The sequence below is a fragment of the Phyllobacterium sp. SB3 genome (assembly GCF_040009165.1).
Taxonomy (GTDB): Bacteria; Pseudomonadota; Alphaproteobacteria; order Rhizobiales; family Rhizobiaceae; genus Phyllobacterium.
This window is the reverse complement of record NZ_JBDYKI010000002.1, coordinates 1-17,108: the sequence shown is the minus strand read 5'-3', so window position 1 is coordinate 17,108 and position 17,108 is coordinate 1. Positions and strand designations below refer to the sequence as shown.

The 17,108-nt window shown below is 54.5% G+C and carries 15 protein-coding genes; 10 read left to right on the top strand and 5 right to left on the bottom strand.

Translation table 11 applies throughout. The annotated features are described in order from the left end of the window. Positions 1 to 50: 50 nt before the first annotated feature. Both ABKW30_RS06530 and ABKW30_RS06525 read right to left on the bottom strand, forming a co-directional pair. On the bottom strand, positions 51 to 1,592 hold the full coding sequence (locus tag ABKW30_RS06530; protein ID WP_348597677.1) for a sugar ABC transporter ATP-binding protein: 1,542 nt from the start codon (positions 1,590 to 1,592) through the stop codon (positions 51 to 53). Positions 1,593 to 1,667: 75 nt separating this feature from the next. Then, positions 1,668 to 2,795 carry a sugar ABC transporter substrate-binding protein gene (locus ABKW30_RS06525; RefSeq protein WP_348597676.1) on the bottom strand — a complete coding sequence of 376 codons (1,128 nt, stop codon included), beginning with the start codon at positions 2,793 to 2,795 and terminating at the stop codon, positions 1,668 to 1,670. Positions 2,796 to 3,002: 207 nt separating this feature from the next. Between ABKW30_RS06525 and ABKW30_RS06520 the strand changes: the two genes are divergently transcribed. After that, the gene (locus ABKW30_RS06520; protein WP_348597674.1) at positions 3,003 to 3,683 is read left to right on the top strand and encodes a GntR family transcriptional regulator; all 681 of its coding nucleotides are present in this window, start codon (positions 3,003 to 3,005) and stop codon (positions 3,681 to 3,683) included. Positions 3,684 to 3,780: 97 nt separating this feature from the next. On the opposite strand, the gene ABKW30_RS06515 is transcribed toward ABKW30_RS06520, so the two are convergent. Next, complete coding sequence (locus ABKW30_RS06515; RefSeq protein WP_348597672.1) at positions 3,781 to 4,185, bottom strand: hypothetical protein; 405 nt, start codon at positions 4,183 to 4,185, stop codon at positions 3,781 to 3,783. Positions 4,186 to 4,272: 87 nt separating this feature from the next. On the opposite strand from ABKW30_RS06515, the gene ABKW30_RS06510 reads away from it, so the two are divergent. The 8 genes from ABKW30_RS06510 (at position 4,273) to ABKW30_RS06475 (ending at position 13,699) form a co-directional block, all read left to right on the top strand. Beyond that, complete coding sequence (locus ABKW30_RS06510) at positions 4,273 to 5,298, top strand: IS110 family transposase (protein WP_348597670.1); 1,026 nt, start codon at positions 4,273 to 4,275, stop codon at positions 5,296 to 5,298. A gap of 272 nt (positions 5,299 to 5,570) precedes the next feature. Beyond that, complete coding sequence (locus ABKW30_RS06505; protein WP_348597668.1) at positions 5,571 to 6,155, top strand: IS30 family transposase; 585 nt, start codon at positions 5,571 to 5,573, stop codon at positions 6,153 to 6,155. Between the two features lie 722 nt (positions 6,156 to 6,877). Continuing rightward, positions 6,878 to 7,924 carry a substrate-binding domain-containing protein gene (locus ABKW30_RS06500; protein ID WP_348597666.1) on the top strand — a complete coding sequence of 349 codons (1,047 nt, stop codon included), beginning with the start codon at positions 6,878 to 6,880 and terminating at the stop codon, positions 7,922 to 7,924. Between the two features lie 64 nt (positions 7,925 to 7,988). Further along, positions 7,989 to 10,529 carry an ATP-binding cassette domain-containing protein gene (locus tag ABKW30_RS06495; protein WP_348597664.1) on the top strand — a complete coding sequence of 847 codons (2,541 nt, stop codon included), beginning with the start codon at positions 7,989 to 7,991 and terminating at the stop codon, positions 10,527 to 10,529. 10 nt (positions 10,530 to 10,539) lie between these two features. After that, positions 10,540 to 11,523: an ABC transporter permease gene (locus ABKW30_RS06490; protein WP_348597662.1), complete on the top strand. Its 984-nt coding sequence runs from the start codon at positions 10,540 to 10,542 to the stop codon at positions 11,521 to 11,523. Positions 11,524 to 11,537: 14 nt separating this feature from the next. After that, positions 11,538 to 12,251, top strand: coding sequence for an amidohydrolase family protein (locus ABKW30_RS06485; RefSeq protein WP_348597661.1), 714 nt, complete (start codon positions 11,538 to 11,540; stop codon positions 12,249 to 12,251). Positions 12,252 to 12,336: 85 nt separating this feature from the next. Continuing rightward, positions 12,337 to 13,305, top strand: a complete 969-nt coding sequence (locus tag ABKW30_RS06480) for a sugar-binding domain-containing protein (RefSeq protein ID WP_348597659.1) — start codon at positions 12,337 to 12,339, stop codon at positions 13,303 to 13,305. A 202-nt stretch (positions 13,306 to 13,507) separates the two neighbouring features. Continuing rightward, the gene (locus ABKW30_RS06475) at positions 13,508 to 13,699 is read left to right on the top strand and encodes a hypothetical protein (protein ID WP_348597658.1); all 192 of its coding nucleotides are present in this window, start codon (positions 13,508 to 13,510) and stop codon (positions 13,697 to 13,699) included. 355 nt (positions 13,700 to 14,054) lie between these two features. Here ABKW30_RS06475 and ABKW30_RS06470 read toward each other — a convergent pair whose 3' ends face one another. Then, a complete protein-coding gene (locus ABKW30_RS06470) occupies positions 14,055 to 14,408 on the bottom strand; it encodes a type II toxin-antitoxin system HicB family antitoxin (RefSeq protein ID WP_348597656.1) in 354 nt (117 codons plus the stop codon). Next, a complete protein-coding gene (locus ABKW30_RS06465) occupies positions 14,405 to 14,659 on the bottom strand; it encodes a type II toxin-antitoxin system HicA family toxin (protein WP_348597654.1) in 255 nt (84 codons plus the stop codon). The genes ABKW30_RS06470 and ABKW30_RS06465 overlap by 4 nt, the downstream gene beginning before the upstream one ends. 808 nt (positions 14,660 to 15,467) lie before the next feature. On the opposite strand from ABKW30_RS06465, the gene ABKW30_RS06460 reads away from it, so the two are divergent. Further along, the coding region (locus ABKW30_RS06460) for a diguanylate cyclase (RefSeq protein ID WP_348597652.1) at positions 15,468 to 17,108 on the top strand (1,641 nt) is incomplete at its 3' end.

Sequence of the window (17,108 nt, the reverse complement as noted above, 5' to 3'; positions counted from 1 at the left end):
GCTGAACGCGGACGTCCAGTTGCGACGGGCAGTCGTCGAGGTCATCATCGTCATTCTGCTGCCTCTTTTGCTACACTGTCGTGGCCAAGCGCTGGTCGCATGATCGAGGCTTCGGTCAGTTGATCGCGTGAAAGTGTTGCCGCAATGCGACCGTCATAGAGGACGAGAACCCGGTCGCACAAATGCACGAGCTCGGGGATCTCGGTCGAATGCAACAGGATCGAACCTCCAGCGTTGGTGAAGTTGCGCATCATGACGTAAAGCTCGTGCTTGGTGCCGACATCGATACCGCGGGTTGGATCGAACAGAAGCAGGATGCGGCTTTGGGCGACAAGCCATTTGGCGATCGCAATCTTCTGCTGGTTGCCTCCGGAGAAAGCTCCCGCTCGCGTCCAGAGGGCGCGCTGGTCAATCTCAACGGTGCCAAAGGCAGAACGCACGGCTTGCCGTTCAAGATCGCCTTGAATCAGTCCGAATCGCGAAAACCTGTCTATGACCGGCAAGGATGCATTGAGGGTTCCGCTCAGCTTCAGGAAAAGGCCCTCCGTCTTTCGGTCCTCAGGCACCAACCCGATCGCAATATTGGGCCTGAGTGCATCGGCTGGTGAGGCGAACCGTACCTTGCGACCGTCAACGAGGATATTTCCTCGGGTCACCTGCGTCATGCCAAAACATGTCAGGAAAAGGTCGAGCTGGCCCATACCCTGTAGTCCGGCAACGCCAAGAATTTCGCCTTTCCGTAGATCGAAACTTGCATCGCGCAGCTTGTGACCCGCCTGCAGGTCGCGGACGCCCAGCACCGGTGCTCCAAACGCAGCTTCACTTTTAGGCCGTGCAGGGAACGTCTGCGTGATGGATCGCCCGACAATGCTTTCGATGACTTGCCCATCGGTAATTGAGGCAACTGCGCAGGTCGTTATGTGCCGGCCATTGCGCAAAATTGTCAGCGTGTCACAGAAGGCGCGCACCTCGCGCATGCGATGCGTGATGAAAACGATTGTCGTGCCTGCCGCCTTCAGTTTTGCGATGATCCCGCCCAGCCATTCGACATCGCTGCCCGCGAGTGTCGACGTCGGCTCGTCCAGCAGAAGAATTTTGGGTTTGCGATAGAGTGCTCGAGCTATCTCTATTTTCTGCTGGATGGCGAGGTCGAGCGTACCGACTTCCGCATCGAGGTCGACTGCAAACTCGAGCTCCTGCAAATGCTGCTCTATCGCTGTACGGGCCGAAGATCGGCGGATCATCCCGGTGATCCCTATCGGCGCATAAGGCATCAGCATATTGTCGAGGACCGTCAGGTCCTTGACCAGTGTCATTTCCTGGAATGCAGTCTGGACGCCCAGCGCATGCGCGGCTCGCGGTGCTGTCAGCGCCGCTCTTTGGCCAAACACGGATATTTGTCCCTCGTCAGGGCGAAGTAGCCCCGAAAGCAACTTGACGATGGTTGATTTGCCCGCACCATTTTCGCCGAGCAAAGCATGAGTGCTTCCAGGCTCGATGTGGAAAGATACGCCATCCACGGCAACCGTGGCGCCAAACGCCTTGCGAATGTCGGTCACTTCAATGGCGCATTGTTCGAATGGAGAGTTCATCCCATCGGTCCTGCTCAATTCATCGGGATTAGCCATCTTGCGCGGAGCGGATAGCCCCTCCGCGCAAGCATATCCTCAGTTTTCTGGCTGACCGACCAATGCGGCATTGAGACCGACTTCCGGTGTCTTCTCCGAGAAGATTGAAGCAAACCAGCCCGGGTTGGAGACAATGGACGGTTTGAACACGTTGCAGCCGTCTTTCATTTCCTGCCACGTACCTTCCTGGCACAGTTTGATGGTCTCGTTAGTCACCAGAGGCAGCGGCAATACAGTCTTTTTCGGAACTTCTTTGCCTTCAATCGCATCGACGGCAAGTTTCAGCGCAAGCGCGCCAGAATAAGGCGGGGACGCATAGGAGATTCGCGGCGCGCCCATCGGTGCGTAGGGAGGTGTTGCACCCTCAGCTTCGGTTCCTGCGGGAAGCATCTGAATACGGCCGCCATTCGATCCTTCGCCGGCACATGGGAGAAGCTGTTCCGGCTTCTTTCCGGCTTCGAGCTGCATCGAGTTAGCCGTAAAACAACCGACCTGCATCCAAAGCCCGTTAATGTCGTCCCAGTTGCGGGTTGCCAATATCTTGGAGAGTTCCGTTCGCGCAACAGCTTGGCTCCACATGCCAACTGCTTCGCCAACGATCTTGATATCGGGATGCTTGGCGAAAACTTCCTTCGCCGCTTTGGTGCGAAGATTATCAACTGATGTGCCCGGCACGCCCGTGACCGCAATGATGTTGCCCTTGCCATTGAGCTCCTTGACGAGCCATTCCGCCGTGACACGCCCGGCCTCTTCCTGATCGATGGTTACGTTGTGGGCACAAGGTTCACTGACCTCAGCATCATAAGCGAAGACCTTGACACCTTTTTCACAGGCGTTCTTGATCACCTGGTTAAGCGCGGTCGGTGAGATTGGATAGATGACAATGGCTTCGGCTCCGGCCTGAACCATGGCATTGATCTGCTGAATCTGCCTTTGGGCATTTGGACCAGCAACCTGAACCTGGAGATCGACCTTGTCAGTGTAGTCTTTATGAGCGGCAATGGCCTTTACCATATTGGCGGCCTCGGCCTGCCAGTCATTGCCGATAAAGCTCATACTTAGAAATATCTTGTGTTTTTCCGCAGCGTCGGCGTGGCCGATCGTGAACATGCCCGTGGCAATGCAGGCGCCAGCGGTTGCGCGCCGGATGATTGATCCAATTCCCATTATAGTTCCTCCCTCAGGAAAACATCTCCAAGCGGGCTCCTCTCCCACTCGTCGTTCCTATTTTAAGCGTAACAGCATTTGATCAAAGATCAATAATAAATTACCATTGATCGTGCATAAGGACTATTAGATTAGGAGAAACTCTTGACGCGCTGGGGTTACCGCTGCATTCCACGTAGAATGGCACCACTGCGAAAAAGGTGAATAATGGCTGAAGCCGGTTACAGGAGACCAGGGGTCGAGATTCTCCCGCTTTCCAAGGAGACGTTGCAGGACCGTGTCTATCGCCAGATTGCCACCTTGATACTCGAAGGCGACATCGTCCCGGGCGAAATGGTTCCCGTACAAAGTCTTGCCGACGCTTTCGGTGTCAGCGCCATGCCGGTCCGCGAAGCTTTACGGCGCTTGACAGCGGCCAATGCATTAACGGTTGTTTCAGGACGCTCCATCGGTATACCGCGGTTGAGCCGCGCCAAGCTCACAGATTTGCGCAATGTTCGTATTGAGATCGAAGCGCTTGCCGGCAAATGGGCCGCCGCACGCATTCAGAACGAAGAGCTGGAAACCCTCCGATCACTGCTGGAAGCACTGGAGAAAGCCAATGCTTCCGGGGATATCAAATCCTACCTTCGCGCAAACTACGCTTTCCACTTCTCGATTTACCAAGCCGCTGGGTCGGGAAGTATTCTCAATATTATTGAGAACCTTTGGCTGCAGGTCAGCCCATACTTCAACATGCTGCACGATTCCGGCAACTACACCAAGGCCAACGAACACCATCAATCTATGTTCGCCGCGCTCGGCGCTCACGATGAGCGCGCGGTAGAAGCGGCGATACGAGCGGATATCGACGCCGCATATTATGTGCTAGTCGATTTGGTCAGCTAATCCAGTAACGTTAACGGGGTCACTGCAGGTAATACTGGCGAGCCTAGTCGCGTTTTTCACGCCGGCATCGAATTCCATAATGCTCGCTGACATGCTTTTATCGCGACAAGCGTTCCAACCCGGATACCACCTCAAAGAAATTTGCAATGGCAGCAACTTCATTGGCCTGCCAGACATCGAGCAGAGCACTGGAAACAGGATTCCTGTCGTGTCGGTGAGCCATGTCGTCATCGATCGTTTGAAAGCCGGCTTGTCTCCCGAACAGATCGCCGGCCGGTTGAAGCGAGAGCCGCACAGTCCACACCGGCTCTGCCATGAGACGATGTATCGTTACGTGTACTCTGAAGATGGCCGATCCCAGGCTCTTGCCCGTCACCTGCCCGAGCGTCGGCGCAAACGAAAGCTGCGCTATGCACGAAGGCCGAGAAGTCTTGTGTTTCCGGACTTTATGGCCATTCGCCACCGTCCCGCACAGATCAATGACCGTGGCCAGTTTGGCCATTGATGGTGTGGATACCCCTTCCCCGGCCGTAGCGAGATCAAGCATACTGCGAGCGAGGGGCTTAACTTAGCACGGGAGAAGGTGTTCATGGAAAGCGCAGCAATAATTGGTATCGATCTCGCTAAATCTGTATTCCAACTGCATGGAGCCGACGCCGCTGGCAAACCGCTGTTTCGGAAGAAACTGACGAGAGACCAGTTGCAGGTCTTTCCAGCAAGCCAACCGCCGACACTTGTAGCGATGGAGGCTTGTGGTTCGGCGCATTATTGGGGACGCGAGAGTGGTGCCTTTGGCCACGATGTCAGGCTCATTCCACCCATCTACGTTAAGCCCTTCGATAAAAGACAAAAGAACGATGCCGCTGACGCCGAAGCCATCAGTGAAGCTGCTGTCCGGCCAACGATGCGGTTTGTTCCAGTGAAGTCTGCCGAACAGCAGTCAAGAGCGATGGGCTTTAAGACACGAGACCTTCTGGTTCGTCAAAGAAACCAGATCGTCAACGCTTTGCGTGGCCATCTGTTGGAATATGGGATTGTTGTTCCTGCGGGCCTCACTTTTGTGCGTAAACTTGAACGGGAGATTGAAGATCCTGATACGTCATTGCCTTTGCTGGTCGTTGAGCTCGGGCGTCTACTTATCGACCAGATCCAAAGCTGCAATACGAAGATAGCTGTTGTCGAGCGACAGATTAAAGAAGAAGCGAAGCGTGATCCTGAGGCCCTACGCCTGCAAACCGCACCAGGCATTGGTCCCGTCAGCGCTATGGCCATCAAAGCTTTCGGACCGAATATGCAGACCTTTCGTCGTGGTCGTGATTTTGCGGCCTGGCTGGGTCTTGTGCCTCTGCAGAAATCGACTGGCGGTAAACAAAAACTTGGTCGTACTTCGAAAATGGGACAACGAGACATCCGCCGACTGCTGATCATCGGTGCGATGACCCGGATCCGATGGGCGATCAAGAATGGAGCCCCCGAAGGCTCGTGGCTTCAACAAATGCTTGAACGCAAACCGCGATTACTCGTCGCTATTGCCCTGGCAAATAAAACAGCACGGGCGATCTGGGCCATGATGACAAAAGGTGAAGAATATCGGGGAGCGCGTATTTCGGCTTAAGACCGAAACAGACAGCTCCGATTATGTGAGGAGGACGTTGGAAAGTAAGGGCAAACAGATCGGCAAGATCGAGATCAGGAAAACCAAACCTTCCCCAGGGGCTTCGCGCCCGTGCCATTGATATGGACCTGACCTTCGCATCGCCATACCGGCCCGCGGCATGAGGCCGCTTAATCAGAGGCCTGACACATGACCGTAACCGATCTCACGTTCGAGCAATCCAAAAAAATCCTTGCATTACCAGGGGTATCCACACATGGGAGGGTGATCTGATGATCTTTCGCAAGGAATACGGCCATGCAAACATTGCCACACTGGTGGAGCGCAAGAGCCGTTACACCGTCCTGTTTCGCAACAATGACCGGCCATCGAAACCGATTATGGGGCGTCTGATCAATGAACTTTCAACACTCCCGAATTTGGCAAGACAAAGCATCACCTTCGACCGGGGCTTCGAGTTCGTGTCCTGGCGCGATCTGGAGGCCGGGATGGGAATGAAGGCATGGTTCTGCGATCCGCAAGCGCCCTGGCAAAAAGGCTCTGTCGACATGAACAAAAGGGTGCGACGCTACCTGCCGCGCGATGCCGATCTCCTGTCCCTTCCCAATCAATCCGTGCGATCAATCTGCGAGCGGCTGAACACGACACCCCAAAGTGTCTCGGCTACAGGACACCAACTGAAGTGTTCAGGCAGCAGCTCGTTGAAATTGTATCGCTGTCGGAATAGCCTGCCCCGCCCCGCCGTTGCATTTGAATGGAACCCACACGCGAGAGCGGCCACAGGGATATGCCGGCCACAGATGTGGCGACGATCGCAGCTCCTCGATCTACCATGGTCCTTCTCTTCATCGGCCTGATCCACTTTGAGGCAAGAGGCTCATCAATTGTAAAATGCACCTCGTCGGGTGCATTTTATGCCAACCAGACCCAAGCCAGTGTTAGTCGATTTTTGCCTTTCCCGAGCGCGTGTAATCGTACGACGAACCGTCCAGGTGCAATATTGCGGCACGCCCAAACAAGTTGGCCGTATTGATTGTAAAACATATCCCAAACAGAGCCGCGTTGTATCCCGCCCTCCTCGGCAGCCGTCGCTGCTGTTCGCGCAGGCGACGGCCACGGCCCCAACTGGTGCGATGGCAGCTATGGCGGTGTTCTGCGCCTTAACAGGTGCGGGCAGTCGAAAGAAAAAACGCTGCGTCGTGCGAGCTCAGACTCAAGATCCTGCCTAATTGGATCTTGCGCTTTCAGATAAGCCCGACAGATTTAGATCTTATTCCCGTTTGTATTGTCCTGTAGAATCTTTCGCTTGAAGTCCGGCAGTCCCGAATTAAGAGGGCAAGGTGGAAGACAGCATTTTAGCGATCAAATTACATTAATATAGGCATTTGCTCGGTCAAGGCCCCCCCAAGGTATTGGGGCGAAATGAGCGGTGCCAAACAAATAGCAATGACATAGGGATCTGTCTTGTGAGTACCGCCCCTTGACAACCAATGCGTATCACGCAATTATTCAGCTATCGAGCAATTGATCGATAGCTCTTAAGGCTCGCTGGAGGGCGCGCCGTGTCAGGGAGGACACAATGAAGATTTTGAACGTTATCGCGGCAGCGATGCTATCTACGGCGCTTGGGATCATGCCCTGCTCCGCATCGGCTCAGGAACTTGCCGGTAAGAAAATCGGCATTGCCGCGCGGGAAATCACCAACGATTACAATCGCGACATCATCGCGGGTGCCACGAAGGTGTTGAAGGATGCCGGCGCTGACGTCGTTGTAACCGATGGCGGTAGCGATCCTCGCAAACACAATGAGAACATTGAAAGCCTGATCAACTCCAAGGTTGCCGGCATTGTCGTTCAGTTGGGCGATGCCCAACAACTGGCTCCTGTGGTTGCCAAGGCGACAGCGGCTGGCATTCCGGTCGTCACGACGTCTGTCGGGTCAAAAACCGAAGGCGCTATCGCCGACGTCGGTGGCGACGATGCCCTGATGTCCGCTATGATGAGCCGAGCACTGCTCTCAAGCATCGACTACAAAGGTGATGTCTACGTTTTCTGGGTGCCCGGTGCGCCCTTGCTTGAAACACGCAAGCGCATTCTTCAGGCCGTCGCCGCCGATTATCCGCAAGTCAAGCTTCACGAGGTGCCGACTGAACACAGCGCCGCCAAGGTCCAGACCCAAATGGAGGATCTGCTGACAGCGAACCCGGAGCCCGGCAGCATCGCAGCAGTGTGGGGTGCTTACGATCTATTGGTGTCAGGCGCAGTCGAAGCGGTGCGCCGAAACAGCCGCAACGAAATCAAGGTCGCGGCAATCGACGGCGACCGAGTTGGCTTCCAGATGCTGCTCGATGAGGACAGCCCTTTTGTAGCAACTGTCGTTCAGGACGTTCCACGCATCGGATCGCTTGCAGCAGAAGTTCTGATGCAAAAGCTGGCGGGCAAATCAGAGTTTCCAAGTACTCTTTTCACAGATGCCTGGCTCGCCACACATGCAAACGGAGTTGCCGCGGCCGAAAAGCGTTGGGGACCGGCCGTATGGGATGACATGTCCATTCCCCGGGCCGATGTCGAAGGCCGCTGGCCGCAGGACGGGCAACTGCTGGTTGTTCATCCGATCCTTCCCTGATGAACACTTGTAACAGAGGCGGCTAATCAGCCGCCTTCTGCCTCGCATCCAACCGGAATCTATTATGTCTATGGTCGAACTCAGAGAAACCGCTGAAGATCGTCGTGTTCCTGCTTTGGAGTGCCGATCCATTTGCAAGGTATTTCCAGGCATCGTTGCCTTGGATGACGTTTCCATTGCGATTGACAAGGGCGAGGTACACGCCTTTCTTGGACAAAATGGCGCCGGGAAATCGACCTTGGTCAAGGTACTGACCGGGGTTTATCAGCCCGAAGGCGGGGAGATATCTGTCGACGGAAAAACCGTAAAACTTCGCGACCCGCGTGACGCCGAGGCAAATGGCATCGTGATCGTCCATCAGGACCAGCAACTGGTTGCCCAGTTCGATGTGACGCGCAATGTCTTTCTTGGCAACGAAATTGTCAAATCGGCCGGCATGCTTGACTTTCCTGCCATGCGCACCGCCGTGAAAGCTGCGCTCACGCGCGTCGGTGCCGATTTCTCTCCGGATACGCTGGCGCGCGATTTAAGCGTGGCCCAGCGCGAACAGGTCGCGATTGCCGCCGCTCTCATCCGCAATCCGAAAATTCTCGTGCTCGATGAACCGACGGCGTCGCTTAGCGATAGCGAAGCCGATCTGCTGTTTGCGATCGTTCGTGGATTACGGGATCAGGGCGTAACGATCATCTACATCTCGCACTATCTGGATGAAGTGCTCGATCTTGTTGACCGCGTCACCGTTTTGCGCGACGGAAAGCGCGTTGCCACCTTGCCGGTCGGTGAAACCAGCAGGGAAGCCATCGTCAACATGATGGTAGGGCGAGATATCAAACAGCTTTATCCGAAAGAAGAAGTCGCGATCGGCGCACCCCTTCTTGAGGTTCGCAATTTCTTCCAGGGACATATGGTACGCGGCGTCGACCTGACTGTGCGCCGCGGTGAAATCTTCGGCATTGCAGGATTGATGGGGGCCGGCCGCACGGAACTCGCCTTGTCGCTCATAGGGGCCCTGCCTCGCGCTGCGGGAACCGTCATGCTGGATGGCAAACCATCCAATCCGCGCAACCCGCGCGCCGCCAAACGGGAAGGTTTCGCCTTGATCCCGGAAGACCGCAGGCATGAGGGCTTGATTACCGATATGAGCGTGCGGGACAATCTCACGCTCCCGAATATTTCCCGCTGGGCAAAATTCGGCATCCTTAAACTTGGTCAGGAAAAACAGGCGGCACAGGATCTCGTCAAACGCCTGTCTATCCAGCCTCCCAATATCAACCAGCAGACGAAGAACCTCTCTGGTGGAAATCAACAGAAGATCGTCATTGGCCGCTGGCTCACTGGCAGTGCGGAGATATTCCTGTTCGACGAGCCAACGACCGGCGTCGACGTCGGCTCCAAGGTCGAAATCTACAAGCAGATGGTCGAACTTACACGTCGGGGGGCAGCCGTCATTCTGATCTCCTCGGATTTTGAGGAAATCGCCGGGATGTGCGACCGTGTCGCGGTCATGCACAAAGGTGGCGTGAACGTGGTGCTGGAACGTGAGGGCGTAGACCCCGCAACGCTTCTTTATTGGGCCACCGGCAGTACGGAATCGAGAGATGCGAGGGCACCAGCGGGAGCGCTTCCTCGGTTACCCGAGGCCACCATCCCCCTTGGTCCGGGCAAGCTGACCCGCTGGGGCACCGTTGCGGGCATGCTGTTTGCCCTGCTCGTCGTAACGGCCCTGGCACCACAGTTTCTTTCCCTCGGCAATGTTTTCGATGTGCTCAAGCAGGGTAGCGTTCTCGCCTTCATCGCACTTGGGTTGACCGTCGTGCTGATTGCAGGTGGCTTCGACATGTCAGCAGGTGCCATAAGTCAATTGACGACCAACCTTGCCGCTGGCGCACTGATTGCCGGAATGGGGACGGGAGCCGCGCTGATCTTCGGTGGATTGACGGGCATGGCTATTGGTGCCGTGAATGCGTTGCTTGTGCTTGCCTTCGGCATGCCACCCTTTGTCGCGACTCTTGGCACGATGTTCGTCGCAATGGGCGGCACCCTGCTCTACAATGGTGGACAAGCCCTGACACTGTCCAATCAGCCGACCTTCTTCTTCATTGGTCAGGGGTATATCGGACCGGTTCCCTTTGCTTTGGTGCTCCTCGTGGCAACGACGCTGGTCCTGCATTTTGTTCTGCGCAAGACCCGGCTGGGCATGCGGATGTATGCCGTTGGTCAGAACCTGGCAGCGTCCGAACTGCGCGGTATCGGACAGCGTCGCTATGCACTCGCATCCTTTATGATCGGCGGCTTGGTACTTGGCCTTTCCGGTGTGGTGCTGGCGTCCTATAGCTATGGGGCATCAGCGTTGGCGACGGGGATCGATTTCCTGATCAGCGCACTGGCGGCCGCCTTCCTCGGCAGCACCCTTTCCAGAGCCGGAGATCTCAACGTCATCGGGACTGTTGTCGCTGCGCTTTTCCTTGCTTCCCTTTCCAACGGATTAATCCTGATCGGTGTTTCGAGCCAAGCCCTGCCTGGCATTCAGGGAATGGTCCTCATCCTGTCCATAACGCTGGGCGTGATCCGCCGACGCGACATTGGTCAGGTCCTCATTTTCTAAGGTTAGGGCGATGAACCATACGATGATATCTCGAACAACGACTGACAGAGGGTTGGATTTCTTGCGGACCTACGGTGCGATCATCGGCATGATCGCCGTCCTTGCCATCGTCTACTTTCTGAAACCCGCCTTCCTTAGCCCCGCCAATGTCGCAAACGTCATCCGTCAGAGCACAATTCTCATCATTCTGGCGCTGGGCCTTACTGTAGTGATGTCGATGCGGGGCGTCGATTTATCGATCGCACAGGTTGCCGACGCTGCGGGCCTCATTGCGGCGATGATGATCATCCAGGGTTACCCGATCTGGGCCGCTTTCCTGGTCCCGGTCATTTTCGGCTTGGCCGTCGGCACGGCAAATGCCATTTTGATGGCCTATATCGGCATTCCCGCGATCATCGGCTCACTGGGCATGATGTTCATCGTCCGTTCCGGCGAGCTCATACTGACAAATGGTGCGGAGCCCCAGATACTTTTTACCCTGCCGCGGGGCGTGACGAAACCCTTTCTTTTTCTTGGACAGGGTGCCGTCGGACCTGTCGCCACCTTGATCCTGCTGGCGCTCGCCGTGCTGGCGGTGATCTTCGTTTTGATGCGCTACACCCCCTTTGCGCGGCATGCCAAGGCAGTCGGCTACAACGTTCGAGCAGCTTTTCTCGCAGGTATCGACATCAGAATGGTCTTTGGGGCTGGATTTGTTGTTGCCGGAATACTTTCTGCGGTCGCGGGTGTCGCGCTTGTTTCCCGAACCGGCATCGCCCAGCCGCGCGGAGCAGAGCCCTATCTCCTTGATGCCTTCGCAGCAGTGTATCTAGGAACGCTTGCGTCGCGCCGGGGTGAAACCAACGTGCCTGGCACCGTTATCGGCGGCCTGTTCATCACATTTCTCGGCAATGGCCTCACTATTCTTGGACTTGGCGCGCCTTATCGCTTTGCCTTGAACGGCGCTTTTATTCTTCTTGCAATGGCCATCGGCGGCCTGAAACGAAAAAACTAAACCGGAGGTTCACCATGATTATCGACGCACACAATCATCTCGGCATTCGCCCCGGGGCCCGGCAAACCGGCGCGGATCTTGTCGGCAAAATTGATGCGGTTGGCGTCGACAAGGCGGTGATGTTTCCCTTCGTCGAAGGCAACTTCACAAATGAGCCAATCAAAGAAGCGTTCGATCAGTTTCCTGACCGCCTCATTCCATTTTGCGCGGTCAATCCCTGGCAGCCCGATGCGGCGGACGAGGTACGTCGCTGCATCGTTGACTGGGGTTTCAAAGGGCTGAAGCTTCATCCCACAATCAACGGCTTCCATCTTTCGGATCCACAACTGGTGGATCCGCTGTTCAAGGTCGCCGAGGAATTGGACATACCAATCATTGTTCACGGTGCCAGCGATCTTCTGAATAGCCCACCGGAATTCGCACTGATGGCGCAACGCTTTCCCAAGGTCTCGCTGTTGATGGCGCATATGGGGTTCTTTTGGTCTGTCGACCAGGCGATCAGCTTTGCTCGGGAGTTTCCCAATCTCTATCTTGAGACATCGCGTGCGCCGATTTTCGAGATTCAAACTGCTGTCCGCGAACTTGGCCCTGAAAAGGTTATCTGGGGTACAGATTCGCCCTTCGTCGATTACGAGTGGGAATTCAAAAAAATGGAGCGTGCAACGGCCGAGGTGGGGGGGTATCAGAAAATTGTCGGCGGAAATATTGCGCGCCTTCTGAAACTTTAGGGCCTATCATCCAGGGAATTCGGTAAACGATGTCTATTCTTTACAAGCTCAATCGACAGTCAACGATCTCAAAGAGTCTCCTGCGATGAGTGCAGGCGGGGAGAAGATCGAACTCAATGGCGATCGCAGGCTTGATTTAGCCGCACGCGCGGCCTGGTTATATTATGAGAAGAGCAGAACGCAGGATCAGATCGCCATCGAACTCGGCGTCTCCCGTCAGATCGTTCAACGGCTGATTGCCTTGGCGCAGAGCGAAAAGCTCATTCGATTTCAACTCGTTCATTCAATGACCGAGTGCATTGAGCTGGCAGAACGGTTGAAGGAAGCTTTCGGTTTGCAGTTTTGCGATATTGCCGTCAATGAACTTGGCAATATCGAAGACATCCCATCCGTGGCCCAGATGGCGGCGCTCTACCTCGAAAATATCCTCCAGCAGAAAGCCCCGCTGACGATCGGCATTGGCAATGGCAAGACCATGCGCGAAGTTTCACAACGACTGCGCCCTATGAACAGGCCGCAGCACAAATGCGTATCGTTGATGGGCAACCTGACGCGAGACGGGCGCGCAAGTCACTATGACGTTGTGACCTGGCTTTCCGAACGTATAAACGCCCAGTGTTATCCATTGCCCATGCCCGTAGTTACGAACACCATCGAAGAGCGCACTGTTCTACAGGCACAGCACGGCTATAACATTCTGCGTGGGCTCGTCGAGGAAGCCAGCCTGCTGATGATGGGCATCGGCTATTGGGGGCCTGAAGCCTCCTTGTACATGGATGGTTTCATGACGGCGGCCGAGACCGGGCAAGCAATGGAAAGTGGTGCGATCGGAGAACTTCTTGGTAGCGCGATCGATGAAGACGGCTGTCTTGTATCTGCAGCCTACCATAGCCGGCTCACCTCATTTCCACTGCAGCACCCTGCGGAAAAGCCGACGATCATCGTCGCATCCGGCGGAACACGCGTAGCTCCAATCAAGGCGGCGTTGAAGGGCCAGCTGGCAAATGGCCTTATAACCGATGAAAACACCGCTCGGCTTATTTTGGGGGAATAGCCGCGTTCGGTTCCCGCTTACATCGCGCGTTTATAGATTGATTTTCCTATAGATTTGGCAGGCATCGTCAATCGCGCTTGTGATCAACATTGTGCTTGATACGGCGGTATCTCGATTTGCGAAAACTGTTCCGACCTCCACTGTAAGGAACTTATCGAAAACATTCCTATCAAGCACGCTGAATTCGTAAAGCAGATCGCCGTTGACGTTTCGCAAACGCTCTATGGAGGAAATGGAAAGCCACGGCGATGTCGATGATGATCTTACTTACGCAGCCGAAACCATCGCCAATATGTGGACAGGCCTTTCCGTGGTAGCTGCGAACAAGCTTCGCGTCACGCAAGGCTTGGCACCAATTGATTTTCCTCCTGACCATACTAATAGAGAAAAATGACCAAACCGGAGTTGTACCTGCCAATGCGCACTCGGCGGCAAGCGGATCATTGCCGAAACGGTCGAGAAAGACTGGAGCCAGGATTGTCGCAGAAGCGGCATTCATATTCTGCCCGGCACTATATAAATCTCGGCATCGGTCGTTTTATTCAAACTGGCTGCTTATCGATAAATGTTCGTTTAAAATGCCGATAATGGCGGACTTTCCATCGAATCCAATTGGTTCCTGGAATTCTACAATCCCTTTTTACGGCATTTCGGCACCCGTTGCCGAGAAGGGCAAGGGCAGAGCTTAAAAGAAACCCCAGCGCAAGGCCGGGTTTCCTCTTTGGAGGACAGAGAAACAGTATTAGAAACTATGCTCGCATTCTGGTTTCGTAGTGTTCTGCAGCTTCCTGAAGTGTTTCTTCCGCCCATTGATTTAGGCTCTTGCCGGAAAGCTCAGCAGCAATAGCTGCGCGGCGATGCGTTTCCGGGTGGACACGAAACATCATTTTGCCCGAGTATGGCTTCTGAGGTTCTTTGCCAATCTCGGCACAAGTCGCAATGTAATCATCAACGGCCTCATGAAAAGCCTGCTTGAGTTCTACAACGCTTTGTCCATGAAAACCGATCACATCGGAAATACCCGCAATCCGACCGAAGAAAATTTCATCTTCATTGTCGAATTCGATGCGGGCGAAATAACCCTTATATGCCATCATGCTCATGGTTGTACTCCTATCTGTATCAGGAATTCGCGAGCATCGCGTACCTGATATCGCTTGGCTTCCTTATTCGGATGAGGACGATGGAAGCTTGCAATTATACCGTCTTTCTCGAATTTCACGCGGGAACCGTTTCCCTCAATGACGGTCGAGCCCACGGCAACAAGCAGGTTTTCAATGGCATTCCATTCAATTGTGCCAGAAACAGGGTCTTTGAAGATTGCCGCCAGAGTTTTAACCTGCTTGTTGTTCATGGGGCCAATATAGTAAGTGCTAACACTTTATGCAAGCAAAGTTTGTCTCAGGGCGTATCACAAGCTACCAAGTATCAGGGTCGCAGGCGGGTTCCCCTATTGCGATAGCCGGGACGGCCGAGATGGCGGCCGCTTCTCCCATCATATATGCGGCCGACTGGGCCCGAACAGAACCGTGGACACCTGTATCGCTGGAGGGGCGTCACCCGGCCTGCTCAAAGGTTCTCGGCACCCTCAGGGACGAGAATGCTGTAGGGGATACCTACAGGATCTCCGACACCGAGTTTCTCGGAGCTTTCAAAAGCCTCCAGAAGGGTATTTGCCCCCGGGCACGCACGATCCGAGGCACCATCCCGACAGCTTCACACAGAACAAATGCCTCCCTGGGCTGCCATGCGTGTTTGCTTCGAGAGTATTTTTCCGCGCTCCATTCCATTCATGTTTGTTTCAGTCGTCATTGAATTCGCCGATACAAAAACAAAGATCACATCGTGTTTGGCTGCACGCAACAGCCTGTCGGGGAAAACGAGTTTAAAACATCGAAACTAGCCCTTTATTATCTGTGGCAGGTGAACCGGAACTGAATTGCTGCCCGGTAGTTTTACCTGGGGTGGAAAAATACTCTTCACAAATTCATCATCAAAGGTGTGCTTGTACGATCCGCTTGTATGCAGGCCGGAACCAATTGATCGTCTTGCATGCCGGGCATCATTCAAGCGTAACCATGCCAAGTCGGCAGTGGTTTGTTTAACAAAATTCAAGTCTTGGGCGACTCTTGGAGCTCACCCTGGAGGCAAAGGCGAGGAACATGTCAAAGCTCGGAAAGACAGCGATCCCGGACGCGAATTGGCCAGACCAGCCAAAACTTCTCAGGACTATGATCGATCAGGTTCCGGATTATCTTTTTGTCAAGGATGTGGATTGCCGCTTTGTGATCGCCAACGAGGCCGTCGCTCACATTCACGGTTTTGACAATCCAGATGAGATGAGCGGAAAAACTGACTTCGACCTGCATGATGCTATCTCTGCCGCCAGATTCTTGGAGATCGAACGCCGTGTCATTTTCTCCGGAATTCCAATGGTAGACATGGAAGAACGTGTGATCGACGCAGTGACAGGCAAGGAAAGATGGCTGTCAACGACGAAGGTCGCCATGCGCAACGACGAGAATCTGGTCGTGGGTCTCGTGGGTATATCCCGTGATATTACCGCTCGCAAACAAGGCGACTTTCTAAGGGATGAACAGGCGGCAATTCTCGAAATGATCGCCGTGAATTTTCCCTTGGAAGTGATCCTCGACCGTCTTGTCAGGATGATGGAGAGTCAGCTCGAGGGCGTATTCGGCTCAATTTTGTTGATGGATGAGAATGGCACACGTCTCAAGCATGGCGCCGGGCCAACTCTTCCACAGGCATATTCGCGCGCAATCGACGGTCTCGTCATCGGCCCCGACGCCGGTTCTTGCGGAACGGCAGCCTATCGTAGTGAAAGCGTGATCGTAGCAGATATTTCCACTGATCCATTGTGGATCAATTTTCGGGATCTGGCAGCGGCTCATCAGCTGCGGTCCTGTTGGTCGGCCCCTATCCTCTCACACCAAGGTACTGTTCTCGGTACTTTCGCACTGTATTCCGCCGATGTGCGTTCTCCCGGACCTCCGGAGATAAATCTGACCACGATTGCGACCCGCATCGCTGCAATCGCCATCGAACGCAAGCTGGCTGAAGATCGAATTCGTTTCATGGCCTATCACGATATGCTGACTGGCCTGCCTAACCGTATTCTGCTGACTGACCGACTTACGCAGGCAATGCTACAGTCGAAACGACACAACCCGTGGGTGTCCGTGGTGTTTATCGATCTCGATAATTTCAAATTTGTGAATGACAGTCTTGGCCATACTGCTGGAGATGAACTTTTGAAAGTCGTGGCCCAGCGGATGCTTGCCTGCGTGCGTTCAACCGATGCTGTAGTACGCCTCGGCGGTGACGAATTTGTCATCCTGCTTACCGATTTACCTGCAAACGCCGACGGCATTTCTGCTGCCATGCATAAGATCAGGGCGGCAATTGCCGAACCTGTAATCATCGCAAATCAGCCATTTCACGTCACCTGCAGCATGGGTGTCGCGACATTTCCACAAGATGGAACCGATGCGGAGACACTTATCGCCAATGCCGATGTTGCCATGTACAAGGCCAAAGATACCGGTCGTGACAGCTTCCAGTTCTTCACGCCGGAGATGAACATCAAGGCGCATGAGCGACTGGCCTTGCAGGATGGCATCCGCAAAGGCATTGCCCGATCCGAATTCTATCTGCTTTATCAGCCACAGATACACCTGAAATCCGGACGGATATTCGCAGTGGAAGCGCTGGTGCGTTGGCAACATCCAGTGCTTGGGCTCGTTCTTCCGAACGAGTTTATCCCCTTGGCCGAAGAAACCGGA